Source organism: Photobacterium iliopiscarium, assembly GCF_003026395.1.
In the GTDB taxonomy this organism is placed as follows: domain Bacteria; phylum Pseudomonadota; class Gammaproteobacteria; order Enterobacterales; family Vibrionaceae; genus Photobacterium; species Photobacterium iliopiscarium.
In genome coordinates, this window is the sequence record NZ_PYOO01000012.1 from 1 (window position 1) to 23,123 (window position 23,123).

The following is a 23,123-nucleotide window of genomic DNA, read 5'->3' on the forward strand; positions in this document are numbered from 1 at the left end:
CAGAATTTGCTTGGCGACCATAGCGTTATGGACCCACCTGATCCCATGCCGAACTCAGTAGTGAAACGTAATAGCGCCGATGGTAGTGTGGGGTCTCCCCATGTGAGAGTAGGACATCGCCAGGCTTCAAATTTAAAAGGCCATCCGTAAGGATGGCCTTTTTTCGTTTATAACAAAAAAATAATGACATATACTCTGCTTTATATATTGTTTCCTGCGTTTCCTGCGTTTCCTGCGTTTCCTGCGTTTCCTGCGTTTCCTGCGTTTCCTGCGTTTCCTGCGTTTCCTGCGTTTCCTGCGTTTCCTGCGTTTCCACTATTCTATTTATCTTGATGAAAAAAAACCGCCTTACGGCGGTAATGCCGATCAGTTAAGATCTAAATATTTAGGTTAAACGATCGTCGCAGTATGTAAGAATCCGAGAATATAAATATTCTCGGATTTTTTTATGGATGTCTCACAAGCTTTAAATATCATTAATGATTGGAAACCAAATCAAGTCGAAACACTGGCTGATACTGTAACGATGAGAAAGCGAAAGCTTACTTTAGAGTCGATGGTTTGGTTACTTGTGGGCATGGCTATTTATAATGAAAAATCCATGAAAGACCTAGTTAATCAACTAGATATAGTTGATAGAACAGGTAAAGCTTTTGTTGCTCCTAGTGCGTTAACTCAACGTCACAAAACATTAGGAGAGCCTGCAATGAAAGCCGTTTTTGAGCGAATGACCACATCTTGGCTTAAGAGTGCGCAACTACCTCAATGGAATGGTTTAACCCTTTTAGCTGTTGATGGCGTTGTTTGGAGATCACCTGATAGTCCTCAAAATAATAAAGTTTTTTCGCGTCAAAAAGACACTCAATACCCTCAAGTAAGAATGGTTTGTCAAATGGAACTCAGTAGCCATTTAATTACTGGAAGTGCTTTCGATGATTATAAAGTCAGTGAAATGATCATCGCTGAAAAATTGATAGAAACTACACCTGATTATAGTGTCACTATGTTTGATAAGGGTTTCTATTCATAAATGAGTGGCATCAAACAGGAACTGAACGCCATTGGTTAATTCCACTCAAAAAGAATACGCAATATGAAGTCATTCAGTCCTTAGGACGAAATGATAAATTAGTCATTCTTCGTAGTAATCCTCGATCTCGTAAATTGTGGCCAGCGTTGCCTGAAACGGTAAAAGTACGTCTTGTAAGATGCAAAATAAAAGGTAAAACGTATGAAGTATTAACTTTAATGGTTGATGCTATGCGTCACCTAGCCCTTGATATTAAAGAACTTTATGGTCATCACTGGGAAATAGAGTTGGGGTGTCGAGAGCAGAAGCAATACATGCTTGGTAATCGATTAACGTTACGTAGTCGATTACCTGAACTCGTAAAACAAGAGCTATGGGGGATATTATTAACCTATAATTTGATTCGTTATCAAATGGTGGAACTTTGCTTTAGTTTGAAAGGTAATTATTTGCCTTATCAACTTAGTTTTAATGGCAGTCTTGCGCGTATTACATCTTTACTTGTTGGACTTCCTTATTCAACACCAGGAGCGATCCCTCGACAATTAAAGAGCTTTCAGCAACTCGCTGAAAGCTTGATATTAGAGGGGCGAAGGGAAAGAACATTCCCTCGAACAGTAAAGCCGAGACCTCAGCGGTACGCTAAAAAGAAAAAAGCCGTTCACCTTAAGTGAGCGGCATTACCTTACGGCGGCTATATATTTGAATGTTTATTAGCTTTTCATCATTAATTGATAGCCAATATAACAAGCAAACAAACTGACAGTTACGTTAAGTACGATGTTTAAGCCAGCTTTAATAAACTCACCTTGCTGCATCATTACAATGTTATCCATTGAAAAGGTTGAAAAGGTAGTTAATGCTCCAAGAAAGCCTAAGCCAATCATTGGGCGCCATGGTGCTGCCTCAATCATTCCTTGATTTAATCCCGACATTAATAGCCCCATAATTAGCGAACCAATAATATTGACGGTTAATGTTCCGTATGGGAAGCCACGGCCAAATAAAATAACGCAAAGCTCCGAAATTAAGTATCGTGAGCAGGCGCCGAATGCACCACCAATTGCGATGAATCCTAGTAATATATATTGGCTCATTGGTATCTCGTTTCAGTTAAAGGTAATGATTAAAAACCGTCATAATAATCGCTTGTTGAGTTGGTTAATACTCTCGATAACTGCAATCATTGATTTAAGCTTATATTAAAATGTCGGCATATAGTTGGTTGTATAGCTACATTTATAGCATCATAATCACAACTAATAAATTAACTACTGGGCGTTGGCTCATGGAGATAGGCTATGTCGCTATATCAAACTGTATTACTTGCTGTTAATCCTGAAGATAAATCTGCTCATAAATTAATGGTAAAAGCTGGGATTATTGCTGACCAAAATAATGCTGAACTGCATGTCGCTTATGTTGAGCCTGGTATCGGTAATGTAAGTTTTATTGATGTTGAGATTGAATTGCAAGAAGAGCATGATGCGATTGCTAAACAGCGGATGTCACAATTATCAGAGTTAGCGGCTGCTTCATCTTACCCTGTTGCGGGACTACATATTGCCAATGGTGATATTACTAAGCACATAGAAGAATTGGCTGAAAAAGTTGAAGCTAAGTTGGTTATTACGGGTTATCACAAATCTACTATTCACATCTTTGGTGATGTAAGTGAAACATTAGCTCAGCACCTTAAGTGTGATGTACTTATCTCACAATAAATATTGTAGTGATTGTTTTGAAATAAAAAGCCGTGTAATTGCACGGCTTTTTGCTATCTGTCACTGTACGTCGTTCGTTGTTAATAAAATGTTGCGATCACAACCAAAGTACTTATACTCATTCACTTACTTGTCGGAGTGCCATATGGCTGAGACCGCATTGCGGGATCCGTTGAACCTGATCAGGCTAATACCTGCGAAGGGAGCAAGAGGTTATCTTTACTGCATATCCTTATTGAGGATCACTGTACGTATTTGATGACGCATAACTGTATGCATAGCTCTTGTTTACGCCCATCTGATAAGCACTTTTCCCTATAACATTAAAGGAAATTGCTGTGTCGAATCGCAAGCAAGCGAGATTGGAAGCGAAACAATTTATCGAGTCATTAACGGCTCAACCCTATCCTAATTCACGAAAAGTCTATGTTACTGGTAGTCGAGCTGATATTTCAGTACCGATGCGAGAGATCGCTTTAGCTGATAGCCTTATTAGTGGTCCTAAACAAAACCCTATTTTTGAACCGAACCAATCGATTCGTGTTTATGATACTTCTGGATTTTATACCGATCCTGAGCTCTCCATAGATATTTATCGTGGTCTTCCACCCGTACGCCAAGCGTGGATCATTGAGCGTAATGACACTGAATTATTATCTGAATTAAGTTCTGACTACGCCAATGAGCGCTTACATGATCAGAGTTTGGATTCATTGCGTTTTAATCAGCGCGCTCCAATTCGATGTGCTGATAACGGTAAGTGTGTTACTCAACTGCATTACGCCCGGCAAGGGATTATTACCCCTGAAATGGAATATATTGCGATCCGTGAAAACATGGGACGAGTGCACTATGATGATGAAACGCTAAACCAACAACATCCCGGCGTTAATTTTGGTGCTAATCTCCCTTTACAAATCACGCCTGAATTTGTGCGCCAAGAGGTTGCCGCTGGGCGAGCGATTATTCCTGCCAATATTAATCACCCTGAAGTGGAACCGATGATCATTGGGCGCAATTTTTTAGTAAAGGTTAATGCCAATATTGGTAATTCTGCCGTGAGCTCATCCATTGAGGAAGAAGTTGAGAAATTAGTATGGTCGACTCGGTGGGGCGGCGATACGGTGATGGATTTATCAACGGGACGTAATATTCATGAAACGCGAGAATGGATCATTCGCAATAGCCCGATACCAATTGGAACCGTGCCGATGTATCAAGCATTGGAGAAAGTAAAAGGTGTTGCGGAAAATCTAAATTGGGGTGTTTTTCGAGATACGTTATTAGAGCAAGCTGAACAAGGTGTCGATTACTTTACCATTCATGCTGGCGTTTTATTACGGTATGTACCAATGACGGCTAAACGGGTGACTGGGATTGTTTCTCGTGGTGGTTCAATTATGGCAAAGTGGTGTTTAGCGCATCATCAAGAAAGTTTTTTGTATGAAAATTTCCGCAGTATTTGTGAGATTTGTGCCCAATATGATATTTCGCTCTCACTGGGGGACGGTTTGCGCCCCGGCTCTATTGCTGATGCCAACGATGAAGCACAGTTCAGTGAATTACGCACACTGGGTGAGCTAACAAAAATCGCGTGGGAATATGATGTTCAGGTGATGATTGAAGGGCCAGGTCATGTGCCGATGCATATGATTAAGGCCAATATGGATGAGCAACTTAAACATTGTCATGAAGCACCGTTTTATACGCTTGGACCTCTCACTACAGACATTGCGCCTGGTTATGATCATATTACTTCAGGTATTGGAGCGGCCATGATTGGTTGGTATGGCTGTGCAATGCTGTGCTACGTAACACCGAAAGAGCATTTAGGATTACCCAATAAAGATGATGTAAAAGTCGGTTTGATCACGTACAAGCTGTGTGCGCATGCGGCAGACTTAGCTAAAGGCCACCCCGGAGCGCAAGTTCGTGATAACGCATTATCAAAAGCACGGTTTGAGTTTCGTTGGGAAGATCAATTTAATCTAGGCCTCGACCCACAAACTGCTCGAGATTATCACGATCAAACCTTGCCGCAAGAATCAGGCAAAGTGGCCCATTTCTGTTCAATGTGTGGCCCTAAATTTTGCTCAATGAAAATTTCTCAAGAAGTCCGTGATTATGCTAAAGGGTTACAGCCGATAGATATTACTGTTAGTGATAATTCTAGTGTCGGTATGCAACAAAAAGCGGCTGAATTTCGTGCTCGTGGCAGTGAGTTGTATCACCCTGCTAAAGAGGATTTGTAAATGAGCACCTTATCGTTACCCAATCACTTAATGCCGTTGTTAATGCACATTGAACCATTGCTAATACCCGCTGAGTTATACCAACTGGGCGACACGGTGACAGTAACGGTGCATAGCAATGAGTCGTTAATTCATATTAAGACCATGACCAAAGAATGTTCATTAGCGTTTAATTTTGTGGCCGCAGATGAAGATTGTCCTCCCCCAACGTATCAAATTTGGGATCAGTGGCTTGCCCCTTTTACTGAATTAGCTGAGTTGCAACAAAAAGTTGCTACTGATCCTAGCTTAGTGGTCTGTGGGTTTCCTGCAAATGATGGTTGTGTTGATATTTGGCATCATCAAGGACAGGCTCGAGCCGTGTATTGTCGTCATAGTGGTGCTAGTGAGGCGCAACGAGCAATGTTATTGGTGGCACTCGCACTTGATTATCCATTAGAGGATGCGGTGGTATTAGCGCGAGCCCATGCGCGAAGTTATCAAGATCATAATCAGCGTGCTCAAGGCGACCTGATTTGGCCAACCGAAGCTAAAGTCTTTCCTCGTGCTTTAACGATAAATTATCATCAAATAAAACAACTTGGATGGTTAACCGATGATCAAGAAGTGGCTCCATTTGCGGCTTTAGGATCGAGTAAGCTTGGATTATATCCTGTGCTAGAGAGCGCTGATTGGGTTGAGCGGGTATTACAGCTAGGTGTTAAAACTACCCAATTACGGATCAAAAACCCCCAAGTATCCGATCTGGAACACCAAATCCAACAAACCATTGTTGCTGGTGAGTTAGCTCAAGCTCAGGTGTTCATTAATGATTATTGGCCGCTGGCAATTAAGCATCATGCTTATGGGGTTCACCTTGGTCAGGAGGATCTTGATAGCGCTAATTTAGTCACGATTCAACAAGCGGGATTACGGCTTGGGATCTCTACCCATGGTTATTATGAAATTTTACGTGCGCTTGAGTATCAACCCAGTTATATCGCTTTAGGTCATGTTTTTGCGACATCAACTAAAGATATGCCGTCATTACCCCAAGGTGTGAGCCGATTAGCACTTTATCAAAAATTGATTGGTGATCGAGTGCCAACCGTGGCAATTGGTGGCATTACCATTGAGCGTGCAGCAAAAGTGTGGCGCACAGGGGTTTCTGGGGTGGCTGTTGTGAGTGCGATTACTCAAGCGACGGATCCTGCTCTAGCGATCACTGAATTGCACAAGATATTAGTGCCCAACGTTGAAACTATGGCTGCGGGAGGGCGGGATGATAAACACTGCGCTCTCTGATGTTGAGTTTATGCGCTATAGCCGCCAGTTGATGGTGGCTGATATTGCGGAATCAGGACAGCAACAACTGAAAAATACTCAGGTGTTAATTGTTGGCGGTGGTGGTTTAGGCTCTGCTGTTGGACTTTATTTAGCGGCGGCTGGCGTAGGTATGATTGTCATTGCTGATGATGACGTGGTTGACGTGTCGAATTTACAGCGCCAAGTTTTGTATCGTGAAGCAGATGTTGGGTGTAATAAAGCGCAGGCTGCGTGTGCTCAAATGCGGGCGTTAAATCCACTTAATTGTTACCGCGCGGTCACAACTAGATTAGTGGGTTTGCAATTAGCATTGGAAGTTGATCAAGCTGATATTGTGGTTGATTGCAGTGATAATTTTTCGACCCGCTACGCGATTAATGATGTCTGTTTTACTGCGAGAAAACGCTTAGTGTCAGGGGCTGCCATAGGCTGGCAAGGACAGTTAATGACGTTTGACTTTAGAGCAGGGATTGGACCTTGTTATCAATGTTTATTGCCTAAAGCTGTGCCAAATACGGATAAAGTGCGTAATTGCCGCAGTGGTGGCATTGTGGGACCTGTAGTGGGAATTATTGGCACCATGCAGGCACTCGCCGTCATAAAAGCGATTGTTGAGACGGAGATGGTTGATGTGAATTACCTTTCTCAATTTGATGGATCACAAGGGCAGTGGCGCCAATTTGGAATCAATATTGACCAACAGTGTCCAGTTTGTGGTGATCACCATTTTGTTAATGGAGGTGCTGTTTAATGACAATGATAACCGTCTGGTTAAATAATCAAGCTGTGGAGTGTCAATCACAACAATGCTTAACCGAGTTAGTCGAGCAATTAACCCTGCCAACTGTGGGCGCTGCAATTGCGATAAATCAAGCCATTATTACGCGTAGTGAATGGTCAACAACAGTGTTGAACCATAACGATCAGATCACGCTCTTTCAAGTTATAGCCGGAGGCTAACATGCTCACTATTGCTGATAAAATATTTGATTCGCGGTTGTTTACTGGAACTGGAAAATATTCTCATCGTGATGTAATGACCGCATCGTTATTAGCCTCGAAATCCCAATTGGTTACCATGGCTCTGAAACGGGTCAATTTATCCCATCAAGCGGATGATATTTTAGCGCCATTAATTGTCGCTGGGGTGAATTTATTACCCAATACCTCGGGGGCTAAAAATGCTAAAGAAGCCATATTTGCTGCGCAATTAGCTCGCGAAGCGTTAGGTACTAACTGGCTAAAGTTAGAAATTCATCCTGATCCCAAATACTTAATGCCCGATCCGATTGAAACCTTGTTAGCTGCAAAAGCGTTGGTGAAACAAGGCTTTGTGGTTTTGCCTTATTGTCATGCTGATCCGGTATTGTGTAAACGATTAGAAGAGGAGGGTTGTGCAGCGGTGATGCCATTAGGGGCACCGATAGGTTCAAATAAAGGCTTAGTATCACGTGATTTTTTGCAAATTATTATCGATCAAGCGCAGGTGCCGGTGATTATAGATGCAGGAATTGGTGCACCCTCTGATGCTGCTGCGGCAATGGAAATGGGAGCAGATGCTGTCTTAGTTAACACGGCTATTGCGACTGCTGTTGATCCAATTGCGATGGCTGAGGCATTTAAATGGGCGGTGATCAGTGGTCGTATGGCTTATAAAGCAGGGTTAGCGGGTACAGTGAGTCATGCTGTTGCATCGAGTCCATTAACGGCTTTTCTCGATAGTGAATGCTAAGGAGTGAGAATGAGTTTTGTTGATGTATGGCAGCAATTGGACTGGGATGATATTCGATTATCGATTTATGCTAAAACGGCTGCTGATGTTGAACGTGCACTGGCTAAATCGCAGTGTGATCTTAACGATTTTAAAGCGTTAATCTCACCCGCGGCTGAGCCTTATTTAGAATCAATGGCGCAACAAGCAGCGTTATTAACTCGGCAGCGGTTTGGTTATGCGATACATTTTTATGTGCCATTATATCTCTCTAATTTGTGTGCCAATGCGTGTACTTATTGTGGTTTTTCAATGGAAAATCGAATTAAGCGACGCACATTAACTACCGCCGATATTGAGCGTGAATGTGAAGCGATCAAAGCTCTTCAGTTTGATAGCGTGTTGTTGGTTACGGGTGAGCATCAAACCAAAGTTGGGATGGACTATTTTAGACATACACTGCCTCAAATTAAATCTCACTTTAATCATATTGCGATGGAAGTTCAGCCGTTGGAACAACAGCAATATCGAGAGCTAAAAGGTTTAGGTTTAGATGCGGTGATGGTGTATCAAGAAACCTATCACGCTCGAACGTATGCTAAGCATCACTTACGCGGCAATAAAACCAATTTTAATTATCGGCTTGAGACGCCTGATCGATTAGCGCAAGCCGGTATCGATAAAATAGGGATTGGGGCGTTACTGGGAATGGACGATTGGCGCACGGACAGTTTTTTTGTTGCGAGCCATTTGACCTATCTTGAGCGTCAGTATTGGCAAAGTCGTTATTCTATTTCATTTCCACGCTTGCGACCCTGCACGGGCGGCATTGAGCCTAAATCGGTGATGACTGATCGCCAGTTAGTGCAATTGATCTGTGCTTATCGGTTATTTAATCATGATGTTGAGTTATCGTTATCCACTCGTGAATCAGCCCATTTTCGCGATAATGTGTTGCCATTAGGAGTGACTAGTCTATCTGCTGGTTCGAAAACTCAACCGGGTGGTTATGCTGATGACACGCCAGAGTTAGAGCAATTTGCAATCAGTGATGATCGCAGTGTGGCAGAGGTGGCGATGGCAGTGAAGCGGCGTGGCTTTGAGGTGGTGTGGAAAGATTGGGACGCGGTTTATTCTGGTTAATAAAAAGCCAGTGCAGAATGTGCATTGGCTTTTTTATATTGTTATTAATACGCCGTTATAATTAGCGTTGTAATGGCGCTGTTGCTTGAGTTAACCATGCTAAATCATCACCGCTTAACGCTGGGCTAATAACCTCAAACACGGTGTGGTGGTAATGGTTAAGCCACGCGAGTTCGATATCTGTTAATAAGCTTAAATCAATTAAACGCTTATCAATCGGTGCGCGAGTTAGCGATTCAAACCCCATTACCGACATATCGCCTTGGGTTGCCACTTCTACTACTGCTTCAAGGTTTTCAATACGAATACCAAATGCATCAGCGCGGTAGTATCCAGGTTCATTCGACAGCACCATCCCCGGTAGTAATGCAACAGGATTGTAGGCTTTAGCTATCCGTTGTGGTCCTTCATGAACACTTAGAAAGTGACCAACGCCGTGACCTGTACCATGATCATAATCAAATCCATATGCCCATAAATGTTGACGGGCTAGCGCATCAAGTTGGCTACCTGTGGTGCCTTTTGGAAAGCGCGCTGATGCTAATGCAATATGACCTTTTAAAACTAAAGTAAAGGCTTGCTTCACCTCTTCACCCGGCTGACCAATGGCAATAGTACGAGTAATATCGGTAGTACCGTCTGGATATTGACCACCTGAATCGACTAAGTACACGGTATCCATTTGCAGTTTACTTGGCTGTGGTTGGTTAAGGTGATTGTAGTGGCACATTGCCGCATTGCCTGCTGCCGCTGAAATGGTATCAAAGCTCACATCACTGCAACTTGGATCTAACTGACGGAATTGCCACAGTTGATCTGATAATTGGGCTTCATCCAGTAAATGACCTGCCGCAACTTGCGCATCAATCCAGGCTAAGAATTTACTGATTGCGACGCCATCGCGAATATGACACGCTTTCATACCCGCCATCTCGGTGGCATTTTTAGTCGATTTTGGCAGTAAGGTTGGGTTTGCTGCTTCAATTAATAGGGCTCCTGCCTCTGTTAATTGTTGCGCTGCCCATGCGTTACTATTTGTTGAATCAAACAGTACTCGTTTACCTGCAAGAGCGGCTAGCCCAGTTGCTAGTTGCTCCGGTTTACAGATAGTCACGCCATCACCGACATGGGCGGCAAAGCCTGCTGGTAAGCGGTGATGGTCGATATAAAAATCAACTGAAGCATCGCTGTGAATAATTGCCGCTGATAATAATACTGGCAGACAATGAACATCATCACCACGAATATTGAGTAACCATGCGATGCTATCGAGTTGACTTAAAAAGGCAGCACTGGCTTTTTGTGTAGTTAGTAAGGCAGCAATTTGTTGGCGTTTATCTGTACTTGCTTGACCAGAAAATTCGAGTCCCATTAATTGAGCGTCAGACAATACAGGCGCTGGGCGATCTAACCACAGTTGATCAATGGGGTTTTCATCAATACACACTAAGGCTAATTCACCATCAATAGTGGTGGTGGCATTTTTAAGCCATGCTGCACTATGAAGGCGAGCATCAATCGCCACTTTACTGCCAGCGGCTAAATTCTCTAATGCCCATTGTACTGGTGGTTGCTCAATAAGATGGCAGTATTGAAATACTTCCGCTGGTACTTGTTTACGTACTTGCACTACATATCGACCATCAACAAAAACAGCAGCATCATCACGGGTGATAATGGCAGCGCCTGCTGAGCCAGTAAATCCGGTTAGCCAGTGTAGACGTTCATTATGATCTGGAATGTATTCGCCTAAAAACTCATCTTCGTGAGGGATCAATAATGCATCTAACTGATTTTCAGTGAGCCAGTGGCGGATTTGTTCAACACGTTGCGAAATTGCTGCTTGCATGTTTTCGTCCTTTAGTTAAAGCGTCATCTTAACGATGGCATACACGGTGAACTTGAATAACGGAAGCGAATAACTCGCTGAGTTATTAAGTTAATGTAGTTACGTTAGCGTGTTTGGCGATTGGCTTCAATTAACGAATCAGTAATTGATTAGCATTTATTATATTTTAAGCGCGATCGTGTTATCAGGGATGAGTTGGTGGTGAATGGCAGGGGGTGTTGATATTCCCAAAAGGAAAAGCGCTATTGAATATATACCATTTCTATTCATATCTCTAAAACCGTAAACTTGGCGCGATCATCTTTTAGGAACGTCATATGACTTCGTCAACAACATCTTCAACGGATACCAAACTGATCATTTTAATGGTGGTTTTGGTGTTATTTAGCCCATTGGCTATTGATATTTATTTGCCTGCTTTCCCTGCTATTGCTGATAGTTTTGGGGTTAGTGCGGTACGCGTACAAGATACCGTTACATGGTTTATGTTTAGCTTAGGATTAGGGCAATTATTGGCAGGTCCATTAGCGGATCGCTTTGGACGTCGCCCGATTGCATTAGCTGGTATTGTTATTTATGGCTTTAGTGCCTTAATGGCGTATTTAGCCACCAATTTAGACATGTTATTAACGGCGCGTTTATTACAAGGTTTTGGTGCTTGTGCAACGTCTGTGGCGGCATTCTCTGGCGTGCGTGATAGTTTTGGCGCAGAAAAGAGTGGTCGAATGATCAGTTATTTAAATGGTGCAATCTGTTTTATTCCCGCTTTAGCACCATTATTAGGTACTTGGTTAACCCATGAGTTTGGCTGGCGTTCGAACTTTAGTTTTATGGCGGGCTTTGCATTAGTGGCAGGGCTATTCATTATGACGATGTTTAAAGAAACCCGTCCAGCGAACACCCATGTTAGTGGTTCTGCGTTAAGTTTAAGTCGTTATTGGTCGGTATTACGTGAACCGACGTTTTTATATCATGCCAGTTTATGCATGTTATCAATGGCGGTAATTTTAGCGTATGTCACTTCGGCTCCGGTGTGGTTAATGAGCCATCTTGGGGCAGATATGAACCAATTTACGTTATGGTTTGGCATTAATGCGGCGTTAAATATTCTTGCTTGCATGGTCGCGCCGAAATTTATGGATCGTTTTGGTACTCGCGGAACATTACAAGCTGGACTGATTACTTTAACTGTCGCTGGTGGTTTAATGTTGGCGTTGAGTTCGATTAATCAAGCATGGGCATTTATGGTGCCTATTTTTATCTGCTCCTTTGGGTTTGCGTTTGTTTTGGGCGCTTCAGCAGGTAAAGCATTGGCACCGTTTGGTGATCGTGCGGGTACTGCGGCAGCATTATTAGGTTTATTTCAGATGAGTGGGGCAGGGGTGATGGTGAGTTTGACTCAACGTCTTGATCTGGCAACACCAATATTGATGACATTACAGATGTGGTTATTGATTCCTGGGCTCTTTATTTTGTGGTCAAAATGGGGAAAAAGTTGGTATCAGACACCTGTGACTAACGAATAAAGAGAGCACCTTTTAGATCTATCTTAATGTTATTGAGCCTGTCAGTATAAATTGACAGGCTTTATTTTTATATGGTGAATAATAATGGATGGTAACGGTGTAAGTCTGACTATCTATCACAATAAAATGACATTAAATGTTATCTGGATGTTTAACATAAAATAAGGGTCGTTAAGCATAAATAGCTTCTATCAACGAGTGATAGTGTGACTAATGAATATCACTGAACTGGACATTTATCCAGTATCCACTTAGCCTTATCATAGAAATGGATTCTGTGGTTTTTTAGAGTATTTGATATGACGGAATGGTTGAGTGGTAGCATGATTTCCCTATTGGCGGCAATGTCTGGCGCGACAGTGGCAAGTGTTATTACCACGCTATGGTTAAAAGGACGTTTTGAACAAACATTGCAATTACATCAGCAGCAAGCAGAGGCTGATACGCGGTTATTGCAATTACGTGGGCAGCAATTACAACAGCAGTTAAACGAACGTAATCAAGAACTCGAACAGATGGATGATGAACGTGATCGCTTGACCCATGAAATTCGACAGCTGCATGGTAATTTATCGGCTGCGGTTGAAAAAATGCGCCATTTTGACGCCCTACAAAATGAAAAACAGTATTTATCCACACAATTAGATAACGCTCGTGTCATTAATGCTCGTCTTGAAGCGGATTTACGTGAGCAAGATGCGCGTCATTTTGAAGAACAAAAATCAGCCGAAGAAAAAATTCAGCTACTAGAAAATGCGGAAGAACGATTACGGGTACAATTTGAAAGCCTTGCCAATAAATTATTTGAACACAAAACCCGTAGTGTTGATGAGCAGAATAAAATCAGCCTTCAAAGCTTATTAATGCCATTGAAAGAGCAATTAGAAAGTTTCAAAAAACAAGTTAACGATAACTTCACTCAAGAATCCCGCGAACGTCATACTCTAGTGCATCAAATTAATCATCTTAAACAGCTTAATGAACAGATGGCGCAGGAAGCGGTTAATCTGACTCAAGCACTTAAAGGGGATAACAAAGCACAAGGTAATTGGGGTGAAGTGGTATTAGCGCGGGTATTAACCGAATCGGGTTTGCGTGAAGGGCATGAATATCAAACTCAAGTTAGCCTTGAGAATGAAGATGGTAAACGCTATCAACCGGATGTCGTGGTGCATTTACCGCAGCAAAAAGATGTCGTAGTGGATGCCAAAATGTCATTGATTGCTTATGAACGTTTCTTTAATGCAGACACCGTGGCGGAGCGGGAACTGGCAATGAGTGAGCATATTGCTTCAATGCGAGCACACATGCGAGGTTTAAGTCGCAAAGATTATCATCAGCTGCATGGCGTCCAAAGTCTCGATTATGTGTTGATGTTTATTCCGGTTGAACCTGCTTTTCAAGCTGGGATTGCCGCAGATCCTAAATTGATTCGTGATGCGATGGATCTCAATATTATGCTAGTCAGTCCAACCACGTTGCTGGTGGCATTGCGAACCATTAATAATTTATGGCGTAACGAACATCAAAATCAAAACGCCAAAGAAATCGCTGATCGAGCGAGTAAGTTATACGACAAATTACGCTTGTTTGTAACGGATATGGAAGGATTAGGTTCGTCATTAGATAAAGCCAGTCAAAGTTATCATAGCGCCATGAATAAATTAGTCAGTGGACGAGGGAATGTTATTCGCCAAGCGGAAAGCTTTAAATTATTAGGGGTGGAAGTGAAGCGTGATATTAGCCCGCAGTTAGTTGAGAAATCACAGTCACAACTACATGATACGAGAGGTTTTTCACATATAACATCAGTATCAGAGCATGATTTGTAGTGCTTAAGGAGTAAACCACTTTGAGCAAACGACAACCATCAAGTACACTAAGCCAGTTGAATAAATGAATTTAATACTCGGCAGCTATTTTATTGTGATAATGGAATGAGCGCGAGGACACATAACGGATTGAGCATGACGGACACCACACAAGATACCACCCACTTTGGCTTTCGTACCGTGGCCAAAGAGGAAAAAGCAACGATGGTTGCTGAAGTATTCCATTCAGTAGCGGCAAAGTACGACATTATGAATGACTTAATGTCGATGGGTATTCATCGCGTTTGGAAGCGATTTACGATTGATTGCAGTGGTGTGCGCCGTGGTCAACGCGTGCTTGATTTAGGTGGTGGCACGGGTGATTTAACCGCTAAGTTTTCTCGAATGGTTGGTGACAGTGGTCAGGTTATTTTAGCTGACATTAATAATTCAATGCTAAAAGTTGGCCGTAGTAAGCTACGTGATAGTGGCATTGTGGGTAACGTTGGTTACGTACAAGCGAACGCAGAAGAGCTACCTTTTCCTGATAATTATTTTGATTGTATTACGATCAGCTTCTGCTTACGTAATGTTACTGATAAAGAACAAGCTTTACGTTCGATGTACCGCGTATTAAAACCCGGTGGCCGTTTATTAGTGTTGGAATTTTCTAAGCCAGTTCTTGAGCCTTTATCAAAAATATATGATGCTTATTCTTTTCATTTATTACCGAAAATCGGCGAAATTATTGCACATGATAGCGAAAGTTATCGTTATTTGGCTGAATCTATTCGCATGCATCCTGACCAAGAAACGTTGAAAGGAATGATGGATGATGCTGGGTTTGATCAGACAACGTATTACAATTTAACTGGCGGTATTGTTGCTTTGCACCGTGGTTATAAGTTCTGAGGCCCCTATGCCAATAGATGCATTTGTTACTGGCGCGGTAGAAACGGCGCTTAATCAATTAGTAAAAGACGATGTGGATAGTCAACGTCGTTTATCACGCTTACGCGGTAAAGTGATCAGCGTGACTCTGAATGAATTTGGTAAAACGCTATATTTTATCTTTAGTCAGCAAATCGATGTGTTAGCGGCTTATGAGGGCGAGGTTGATTGTCAATTGGCCCTCAATTTAACGGCGCTCCCTGAATTACGCCAACAAGCTAATGTGACCCAGCTAATTAAAGCCGATAAGTTATCCCTTGAAGGTGATCTACAATTAGCGCAACATTTTTCAAGTCTGTTAAGTGGTTTACAACCGGATATTGAAGAAAAATTGTCGCACTATAGTGGTGATGTTATTGCCCATACTGTGGTGAGTGGGGTGAAATCGAGTAGTCGGTTTATTCAACAGCGGTTGCGTAAGCGCCAGCGGAATTTAGCTCAGACGTTAACGGAAGAGTGGAAATTATTACCTCAACCATTAGAAATAGCCTATTTTTCTGATCAAGTTGATGACTTGAAATCAGATGTTGCCTGTTTTGAGGCCCGATTAAATCAGCTACTTGAGCGATAATAGCCATGATGACTATTCGTGAATTTAAACGTCTTTACCGTATTATTGAAGTGCAATTGCGTTATGGTTTGGATGATTTTATTCCACAAGACCCACGTTCAGAATTGCCAAAAAAATTACGTAAATCGTTATTTTGGATTAAAAACCAGTATCCAGATAAACCTTTGGGTGAGCGGTTACGGTTAGCGTTACAAGAATTAGGTCCGGTGTGGATCAAGTTTGGTCAAATGATGTCGACTCGGCGTGATTTGTTTCCGCCGCATATCGCTGATCAATTAGCGTTATTGCAAGATCAGGTGGCCCCGTTTGATGGTCAATTAGCAAAGCGTACCATTGAAGCATCATTAGGTGGTCCGGTAGAGCAATGGTTTGATGATTTTGATGAAGTCGCGTTAGCATCAGCCTCGATTGCACAAGTCCATACTGCCACCATGAAAGAAAATGGTCGCGAAATTGTATTTAAAGTCATTCGCCCTGATATTCGTCCGATTATTGAAGCGGATATTAAGCTGATGTACAGGATGGCCGAGATAGTTTCTCGACTGCAACCAGAAGCGCGTCGATTACGTCCGGTTGAAGTGGTAAGGGAATATGAAAAAACCTTACTTGATGAACTTGATTTAATGCGTGAAGCGGCAAATGGGATCCAACTGCGACGTAATTTTGAAGGCGATGATAGCCTGTACGTACCGGAAGTTTTTACTGATTATAGCAGTGTTAATTTGCTGGTGATGGAACGTATCTACGGGATTCAGGTTTCTAACCTTGAAGCATTAAAAGCCAATGGCACTGATCTGAAATTATTATCAGAAAATGCGGTAAATATATTTTTTACTCAGGTATTCCGTGATAGTTTCTTTCACGCAGACATGCACCCAGGGAATATTTTTGTTTCCTATGAGCATCCACATGATCCACAATGGATAGCCTTAGATTGTGGTATCGTCGGTACGCTTAATCGCGAAGATAAACGTTATTTGGCTGAAAACTTACTGGCTTTCTTTAATCGAGATTACCGTAAAGTTGCCCAATTGCATGTTGATTCAGGTTGGGTACCCGCTGATACCAATATTGATGCGTTTGAAGTTGCTATTCGTGCAGTATGCGAACCGATATTTGAAAAGCCGTTGTGTGAAATATCATTTGGGCATGTGTTGTTGAATTTGTTCAATACTGCACGTCGATTTAATATGGAAGTACAGCCGCAATTAGTGTTATTACAAAAGACGTTGCTTTATGTTGAAGGTCTTGGACGGCAACTGTATCCACAACTTGATCTATGGGCAACAGCAAAACCGTTTTTAGAAGATTGGATGTCACGTCAAGTTGGCCCACAAGCCATTATTGATGCAGTAAAGAAAAAAGCGCCATTTTGGGCCGAAAAGTTACCGGAATTACCGGAATTACTTTACGACAGTTTGCGCCAAGGCAAGGTTATGAATCAACGACTCGATACACTCTATGATAATTTCATGGATAGTCGGCGTAACCAAGGTAAGGCAAGATTTTATTTTGGTATTGGTGCCACCATGATGGTGTGTGCTGCCATACTTTTCGGTGATCATGTTACCACCTATCCTGCTATCGCAGCTGGAGCAGGATCGGTATTTTGGTTGCTGGGATGGCGAGCCTGTCGACAATAGTCGCCGTAGGTTTCGCCTATACTTATAGTTGCGTGTCACAACGCACTCCATTATTAACCACATAAAGCTGAGGTAGAATAAGCATGGGTGGTATCAGTATCTGGCAATTGTTAATTATTGCACTGATCATTGTTCTGTTGTTCGGAACTAAGAAGTTACGTACATTAGGTGGCGACTTAGGTTCTGCTGTTAAAGGTTTCAAAAAAGCGATTGGTGATGAAGATTCAGCACCTGCTGCTAAAAAAGAAACAACAGATGCAGATTTTGAACAAAAGAATATTACGGATGAACAGCAAGCAGCTGATCAGACTAAAACGAGTCAAAAAGACAAAGAGCAGGTTTAAGACGTGTTTGATATCGGGTTCTGGGAGTTAGTGCTGATCTCCGTGGTGGGATTGGTAGTACTGGGGCCGGAACGCCTACCCGTTGCGATACGTACCGTATCGCAGTGGATAGGTGCAGCCCGTAATATGGCAAACTCAGTCAAAGATGAATTGACCCAGGAACTGAAAATTCAGGAACTGCAAGCCAATTTAAAAAAAGCTGAGCAAATGGGAATGAAGGACATAGCGCCTGAATTGCAAGAGTCGGTTGATGAACTTAAAAAAGTCGCTTCTGATGTGCAACGTCCCTATGCTGATAAAAGCGAGCAACCCTCAGCAACGACTTCTAATAAGCAGGAATAAATTACATCACTATGTCGACTGTCGAAGATTCGCAGCCGTTATTCAGCCATTTACTTGAGCTGCGTACACGGATTCTGCGCTCTCTCATCAGCGTGCTGGTGGTTTTTGTCTGTATAGTTTGGTTTTCGAAAGACATTTACGCGTTTGTAGCAGCACCTTTGGTTGAGCGTATGCCAATCGGTGCCACTATGATTGCAACTGATGTTGCGTCACCGTTCTTTACACCGATAAAACTCACTTTAGTTACCGCTGTGTTTATTGCTGTACCAATGATTTTGTATCAACTGTGGGCGTTTGTAGCGCCGGGTTTATACAAGCATGAACGTAAGCTTATTATGCCATTACTGGTTTCCAGCTCATTGCTGTTTTATGCCGGTGTTGCGTTTGCTTATTTTGTTGTGTTTCCATTGGTGTTTAAATTCTTTACCAGCGTCGCTCCGCAAGGGGTTGAAGTTGCAACAGATATTTCTAGTTATCTCGATTTCGTATTGTCGTTATTTATGGCGTTCGGTATTGCATTTGAGATCCCTGTAGCGATTATTCTGTTGTGTTGGACCGGTGCGACCGATCCTGAAACGTTACGCAGTAAACGCCCATATATTATTGTGGCTGCGTTTGTGGTTGGTATGTTGTTAACACCGCCTGATATTTTATCTCAGACTCTGTTAGCGATTCCAATGTGCTTGCTCTTTGAAGTCGGTTTATTCTTCTCTCGTTTTTACATTCGTAAAGATGATGAAGACGAATATGGCGATGAAGATGAAGCGCAAGACGTAAAGAGCATCAGCAAAGAATAGGGTTTATCCCCTGTGATGATGAAAAAAACCGACCTTAGTGTCGGTTTTTTTGTGTCTGCATATTGGTGTAATTATCGCATAGTCAGTCAATGCTGAGCTCGATATACTGCTGGGAATACGTGTTCATCAAGGGATGATAAAAAATGATAGATATTGGCATTAATCTTACCAATAATCGCTTTGATAAAGATCGCGCTGATGTTATTGCTCGCGCTCAAGCCGTGGGTGTAAAAGGGCTAATCATTACTGGCACCAGTCTTGAAGAAAGTATTGCTGCACAGCAGTTGGCTCAGCAATGGCCTGACTATTGTTATAGCACCGCGGGTGTTCACCCTCATGATGCAATATCGGTAACAGATTTTGCTTTGCCACAAATTCGAGCTTTAGCGCAATTGCCACAAGTGGTTGCGATTGGTGAGTGTGGGTTGGATTTTAATCGGGATTTTTCACCACGTCCGCAACAAGAAGCGGTGTTTGAAGCCCAACTAGCGTTAGCCGCAGAGCTTAACTTGCCGGTGTTTATGCATTGCCGTGATGCGCATGAACGCTTTTTAGCTATTTTGAAACCATGGCGGAATAAATTACCCGCCGCGGTTGTGCATTGCTTTACTGGCTCACTGCAAGAATTACATGATTGTTTGGCACTTGATTTACATATTGGTATTACTGGTTGGATTTGTGATGAGCGCCGTGGCACTGAGCTGCGACAAATCGTTAAAGAAATTCCTAGTCAGCGATTAATGATTGAAACCGATGGTCCTTATTTATTGCCACGAGATTATCGTCCTAAGCCCAAATCAAGCCGTAATGAGCCAGTGTATTTACCGCATATTGCTGCCGTTATTGCCGAGTGTCGTGGTGAGTCTGCGGTACAAGTTGTCAATAATTCTTACCAAGTGAGCCAAGCTTTTTTTGCAATTTAATCCCACCTTTGTGGTGTGAGTGATATTATCAATATTCATTAATCTGTAAGGAGTTTACCGTGTCAGTATCTATTCAAGGCGCTTTTCCTGGACGTCGTATGCGTCGAGTTCGTAAGCATGATTTTAGTCGTCGTTTGATGGCGGAAAACCAGTTATCAGTTAATGATCTTATTTATCCGATGTTTGTCCTTGAAGGCACTAACCGTCGCGAAAGTGTCGCTTCGATGCCGGGTATTGAGCGTTTATCAATTGATTTATTGTTAGAAGAAGCGGCGTATATCGCTAGTCTTGGTGTGCCTGCGATTGCATTATTTCCTGTGGTATCACAACCGTTTAAATCTGAATTAGCAGAAGAAGCGTATAACGTTGATGGTTTAGTACAAACTGCGGTACGTGCTTTAAAAGCGCATGTGCCTGAGTTAGGTGTGATCACTGATGTGGCTTTAGATCCGTTCACGGTTCATGGCCAAGATGGCATCATTGATGATGAAGGTTATGTGCTTAACGACATCACCACTGAGATTTTGATCAAACAAGCGTTATCTCATGCTGATGCGGGTGCTGATGTTATCGCACCTTCAGATATGATGGACGGTCGTATCGGTGCAATCCGTGAAGCATTAGAACAAGCGGGTCATATTAATACGCAAATTATGGCTTATTCAGCTAAATATGCGTCGAATTACTATGGCCCGTTTCGTGATGCTGTCGGTTCTACGGCTAATCTTAAAGGTGGTGATAAGAAAACTTACCAGATGGATCCTGCCAATAGTGACGAAGCGTTGCATGAAGTGGCAATGGATATCAGTGAAGGTGCTGATATGGTGATGGTTAAGCCAGGAATGCCATATTTAGATGTGGTACGCCGAGTGAAATCAGAACTACAAGTACCGACTTATGCATACCAAGTGTCTGGTGAATATGCGATGCACATGGCTGCATTCCAAAATGGTTGGCTTAAAGAGCGTGAAACCGTAATGGAATCATTAATGTGCTTTAAGCGTGCAGGTGCTGATGGTGTGTTGACCTATTTTGCGAAAACAGTAGCAGAATGGTTGGCAGCAGAAGGCGCTGAGCGCGGGTTAAACTTGAAAAAATAAGCTTTATTTTTAGAGTCAGTAAGAAGCGAGCTTTGGCTCGCTTTTTTTGTGGCAAATTATCGCTATGGTTTCACGTTTCTATTGATCGGGTTTTGCAGTGAAATTAAGGTTTCAGTTGATTGTACTTCCTTAATTGCTTGCAGTTTATTGATCAATACATGCTGTAATTCTTCAATCGAGTGGCACATCAATTTCACAAAAATATTGTAAGCGCCAGTGGTGTAATACGCTTCGACTACTTCATCGAGTTGATTGAGTTTTTCAAGCGCTGAGTGGTAATCACGCGCAGCATAAAGGTTGATGCCAATAAAACAGCACACGTCATAGCCTAATAATTTCGGGTTAACAATAACCTCTGTCCCGGTAATAATTTGAGAGGCACGCATTTTTTCAACCCGTACATGGACGGTTGCGGGGCTGACATTAAAGCGTTTTGCCATTTCAGCATAGGGCACTCGCGCATCCGTCATTAACGCGTTAAGAATATCGCGATCTAAATCATCGATGCGAACAGCTATATTCATTACAATTCCTTTCTAGCGAAGTAAGTTATTCGCTGGCTAAGACCAAGGTCTATCTTATCCTTATGTTAGGTTGTGATACCAGAGCCAAGCTTGATTTGTAGTGCTATAATTCGCCGCCATAGCTTCTATCTCTAATAATGAGATAGATATTGTTTGATATCGGAGAATGCAGTGCAACTAGCCTTACTTTGTGAAGTTCCTCAACGTCAGCCTGAATTAGATCAACTCGCCGCCCGCTGGGGATTGACACATGATGAGCACAGCTGCTTTGCGTTAGTGTTAACCGCTAATCAATTAGAGCTGCGCAAGTTAGACGAGCCTAAACTTGGTGCTGTATTTGTTGATTTAGCCAGTGGCGCGGTGGCACACCGTCGTAAGTTTGGTGGTGGTCGTGGTCAAGCGATTGCTAAAGCGGTGGGGCTAAAAAATGGATTAACGCCAACGGTGTTAGATGCCACCGCCGGTTTAGGTCGTGATGCGTTTGTGCTTGCGTCGTTAGGCTGTAAGGTTCAACTGGTTGAGCGCCATCCGGTTGTTGCGGCATTACTTGATGATGGTTTAGCCCGCGCCAAAGCTGATCCTGAAATTGGTCATTGGGTCAGTGAGCGGATGCAGTTATTACATGCATCGAGCCAAGATGCTTTATTACAGTTAGCTGCCGATAAAGATTTTGTTGCCCCTGAAGTGATTTATTTAGATCCAATGTACCCGCATAAAAAGAAATCGGCATTAGTTAAAAAAGAAATGCGCGTATTCCAAACACTGGTTGGTGCGGATTTAGATGCTGATGAATTGTTTGCACCAGCGTATGCGTTAGCGACGAAACGGATAGTGGTTAAGCGTCCGGATTATGCTGAATTTTTAGCAAATGCTAAACCGTCGATGGCGATTGAAACCAAGAAAAACCGCTTTGATATTTATGTGAAAGCGGGCATGAAGAATAATGACGAACTAAAATAAAAATTTACAAATTTAGCGTCGAAGCGCACACTCAATAATGGAATTACGAATAGTTATCGTTTAATGTCGTGGAACTGGTTATTGTGAGTGAGGGTGTCGTTGATGGTTAAATCTTTATGTAAGTATCGTCGTGCTGAAATTGCCGATCAATTTGCGATGATCACTAAGATAGTCAGTGAACCAACATTTATTTGTGCCAGCTGTACACGGGTGGCGAGTGACAAAAACTATTTATGTAAACCAAGTCGCTTAACTAATACTGCGCCATCAACGGCCGCGACATTAACACCAATAGCACCAGCTATAGTGACGTTGGTAGCCCCAGTAGCGCCTGCTCCTGATATGATGAATGTTCACTACTTACCTATGCCAACCGCGGTTGGGCAATGTCGAATTGAAAGGGTAACCATTGCTGAGCAAACAGAGGAGCTTGAACAACCAGAGAGGTTGTTAGAGCAGACAGATAAACTGAAAAAGTTAGCTAAGAAAAAAAATAAGCTTTTAAAAAAAGCGGCTAAAGCAGTGAAGAAATTTGATAAGCAATTACGTAAGACGAAACAAACACTCGAATTAATATCATGATTTAGAATAAATGCTTTAATGGTTATGTGTAAAAA

23 protein-coding genes, 1 rRNA gene, 1 pseudogene and 1 riboswitch are annotated in these 23,123 nt (G+C 42.4%); of the genes and pseudogenes, 22 read left to right on the forward strand and 3 right to left on the reverse strand.

Annotated elements, in window-relative coordinates; translation table 11 throughout:
* Nucleotides 1–9: 9 nt before the first annotated feature.
* From rrf to C9J51_RS15225, 3 genes and pseudogenes are all read left to right on the forward strand, one after another.
* Nucleotides 10–125 (forward strand): 5S ribosomal RNA (gene rrf, locus C9J51_RS15220).
* A gap of 58 nt (nucleotides 126–183) precedes the next feature.
* Nucleotides 184–333, forward strand: a complete 150-nt coding sequence (locus C9J51_RS19530; protein WP_170073319.1) for a hypothetical protein — start codon at nucleotides 184–186, stop codon at nucleotides 331–333.
* A gap of 115 nt (nucleotides 334–448) precedes the next feature.
* Nucleotides 449–1,704: pseudogene (locus C9J51_RS15225) on the forward strand (IS4 family transposase).
* A gap of 39 nt (nucleotides 1,705–1,743) precedes the next feature.
* On the opposite strand, the gene crcB reads toward C9J51_RS15225, so the two are convergent.
* On the reverse strand, nucleotides 1,744–2,127 hold the full coding sequence (gene crcB / locus C9J51_RS15230) for a fluoride efflux transporter CrcB (protein WP_045036888.1): 384 nt from the start codon (nucleotides 2,125–2,127) through the stop codon (nucleotides 1,744–1,746).
* Nucleotides 2,128–2,331: 204 nt separating this feature from the next.
* Between crcB and C9J51_RS15235 the strand changes: the two genes are divergently transcribed.
* The 7 genes from C9J51_RS15235 to thiH all read left to right on the forward strand — a co-directional run bounded on the left by C9J51_RS15235 (nucleotide 2,332) and on the right by thiH (nucleotide 9,165).
* Complete coding sequence (locus tag C9J51_RS15235) at nucleotides 2,332–2,754, forward strand: universal stress protein (RefSeq protein ID WP_045040205.1); 423 nt, start codon at nucleotides 2,332–2,334, stop codon at nucleotides 2,752–2,754.
* 124 nt (nucleotides 2,755–2,878) lie between these two features.
* Nucleotides 2,879–2,976: riboswitch (TPP riboswitch) on the forward strand.
* 116 nt (nucleotides 2,977–3,092) lie between these two features.
* A complete protein-coding gene (gene thiC / locus C9J51_RS15240) occupies nucleotides 3,093–5,006 on the forward strand; it encodes a phosphomethylpyrimidine synthase ThiC (RefSeq protein WP_045040204.1) in 1,914 nt (637 codons plus the stop codon).
* Entirely contained in the window at nucleotides 5,007–6,290 is a 1,284-nt protein-coding gene (gene thiE / locus C9J51_RS15245) for a thiamine phosphate synthase (RefSeq protein WP_107275236.1), read from the forward strand.
* On the forward strand, nucleotides 6,268–7,062 hold the full coding sequence (locus C9J51_RS15250) for a HesA/MoeB/ThiF family protein (protein ID WP_045040203.1): 795 nt from the start codon (nucleotides 6,268–6,270) through the stop codon (nucleotides 7,060–7,062). The genes thiE and C9J51_RS15250 overlap by 23 nt, the downstream gene beginning before the upstream one ends.
* Entirely contained in the window at nucleotides 7,062–7,271 is a 210-nt protein-coding gene (gene thiS, locus C9J51_RS15255) for a sulfur carrier protein ThiS (protein ID WP_045040202.1), read from the forward strand. The genes C9J51_RS15250 and thiS overlap by 1 nt, the downstream gene beginning before the upstream one ends.
* Before the next feature lies 1 nt (nucleotide 7,272).
* Nucleotides 7,273–8,043 carry a thiazole synthase gene (locus C9J51_RS15260; RefSeq protein ID WP_045040201.1) on the forward strand — a complete coding sequence of 257 codons (771 nt, stop codon included), beginning with the start codon at nucleotides 7,273–7,275 and terminating at the stop codon, nucleotides 8,041–8,043.
* 9 nt (nucleotides 8,044–8,052) lie between these two features.
* Complete coding sequence (gene thiH / locus C9J51_RS15265) at nucleotides 8,053–9,165, forward strand: 2-iminoacetate synthase ThiH (protein ID WP_045040200.1); 1,113 nt, start codon at nucleotides 8,053–8,055, stop codon at nucleotides 9,163–9,165.
* A gap of 61 nt (nucleotides 9,166–9,226) precedes the next feature.
* Here thiH and C9J51_RS15270 read toward each other — a convergent pair whose 3' ends face one another.
* A complete protein-coding gene (locus C9J51_RS15270; protein ID WP_045040199.1) occupies nucleotides 9,227–11,014 on the reverse strand; it encodes an aminopeptidase P family protein in 1,788 nt (595 codons plus the stop codon).
* A 317-nt stretch (nucleotides 11,015–11,331) separates the two neighbouring features.
* Between C9J51_RS15270 and C9J51_RS15275 the strand changes: the two genes are divergently transcribed.
* The 10 genes from C9J51_RS15275 to hemB all read left to right on the forward strand — a co-directional run bounded on the left by C9J51_RS15275 (nucleotide 11,332) and on the right by hemB (nucleotide 21,022).
* Nucleotides 11,332–12,540 carry a multidrug effflux MFS transporter gene (locus C9J51_RS15275; protein WP_045040198.1) on the forward strand — a complete coding sequence of 403 codons (1,209 nt, stop codon included), beginning with the start codon at nucleotides 11,332–11,334 and terminating at the stop codon, nucleotides 12,538–12,540.
* A gap of 299 nt (nucleotides 12,541–12,839) precedes the next feature.
* Nucleotides 12,840–14,372, forward strand: a complete 1,533-nt coding sequence (gene rmuC, locus C9J51_RS15280) for a DNA recombination protein RmuC (protein WP_045040197.1) — start codon at nucleotides 12,840–12,842, stop codon at nucleotides 14,370–14,372.
* 135 nt (nucleotides 14,373–14,507) lie between these two features.
* On the forward strand, nucleotides 14,508–15,263 hold the full coding sequence (ubiE, locus tag C9J51_RS15285) for a bifunctional demethylmenaquinone methyltransferase/2-methoxy-6-polyprenyl-1,4-benzoquinol methylase UbiE (protein WP_045040196.1): 756 nt from the start codon (nucleotides 14,508–14,510) through the stop codon (nucleotides 15,261–15,263).
* Between the two features lie 7 nt (nucleotides 15,264–15,270).
* On the forward strand, nucleotides 15,271–15,873 hold the full coding sequence (locus C9J51_RS15290) for a ubiquinone biosynthesis accessory factor UbiJ (protein WP_045036878.1): 603 nt from the start codon (nucleotides 15,271–15,273) through the stop codon (nucleotides 15,871–15,873).
* 5 nt (nucleotides 15,874–15,878) lie between these two features.
* Entirely contained in the window at nucleotides 15,879–17,516 is a 1,638-nt protein-coding gene (ubiB, locus tag C9J51_RS15295) for a ubiquinone biosynthesis regulatory protein kinase UbiB (RefSeq protein ID WP_181314827.1), read from the forward strand.
* A gap of 83 nt (nucleotides 17,517–17,599) precedes the next feature.
* Nucleotides 17,600–17,860 (forward strand): Sec-independent protein translocase subunit TatA, encoded by a 261-nt coding sequence (gene tatA, locus C9J51_RS15300; RefSeq protein WP_045036877.1) that lies wholly within the window; start codon nucleotides 17,600–17,602, stop codon nucleotides 17,858–17,860.
* Nucleotides 17,861–17,863: 3 nt separating this feature from the next.
* On the forward strand, nucleotides 17,864–18,202 hold the full coding sequence (tatB, locus tag C9J51_RS15305) for a Sec-independent protein translocase protein TatB (protein ID WP_045036876.1): 339 nt from the start codon (nucleotides 17,864–17,866) through the stop codon (nucleotides 18,200–18,202).
* Between the two features lie 11 nt (nucleotides 18,203–18,213).
* Entirely contained in the window at nucleotides 18,214–18,999 is a 786-nt protein-coding gene (gene tatC / locus C9J51_RS15310) for a twin-arginine translocase subunit TatC (RefSeq protein WP_045036875.1), read from the forward strand.
* A gap of 143 nt (nucleotides 19,000–19,142) precedes the next feature.
* Complete coding sequence (locus C9J51_RS15315; protein WP_045040195.1) at nucleotides 19,143–19,922, forward strand: TatD family hydrolase; 780 nt, start codon at nucleotides 19,143–19,145, stop codon at nucleotides 19,920–19,922.
* A gap of 59 nt (nucleotides 19,923–19,981) precedes the next feature.
* Nucleotides 19,982–21,022: a porphobilinogen synthase gene (gene hemB / locus C9J51_RS15320; RefSeq protein ID WP_045036873.1), complete on the forward strand. Its 1,041-nt coding sequence runs from the start codon at nucleotides 19,982–19,984 to the stop codon at nucleotides 21,020–21,022.
* Nucleotides 21,023–21,084: 62 nt separating this feature from the next.
* On the opposite strand, the gene asnC is transcribed toward hemB, so the two are convergent.
* Nucleotides 21,085–21,546 (reverse strand): transcriptional regulator AsnC, encoded by a 462-nt coding sequence (gene asnC, locus C9J51_RS15325; protein WP_045040194.1) that lies wholly within the window; start codon nucleotides 21,544–21,546, stop codon nucleotides 21,085–21,087.
* 171 nt (nucleotides 21,547–21,717) lie between these two features.
* Between asnC and C9J51_RS15330 the strand changes: the two genes are divergently transcribed.
* Nucleotides 21,718–22,506 carry a class I SAM-dependent methyltransferase gene (locus C9J51_RS15330; protein ID WP_045036871.1) on the forward strand — a complete coding sequence of 263 codons (789 nt, stop codon included), beginning with the start codon at nucleotides 21,718–21,720 and terminating at the stop codon, nucleotides 22,504–22,506.
* Between the two features lie 102 nt (nucleotides 22,507–22,608).
* Nucleotides 22,609–23,088 (forward strand): hypothetical protein, encoded by a 480-nt coding sequence (locus C9J51_RS15335; protein WP_045040193.1) that lies wholly within the window; start codon nucleotides 22,609–22,611, stop codon nucleotides 23,086–23,088.
* Nucleotides 23,089–23,123 lie beyond the last annotated feature (35 nt).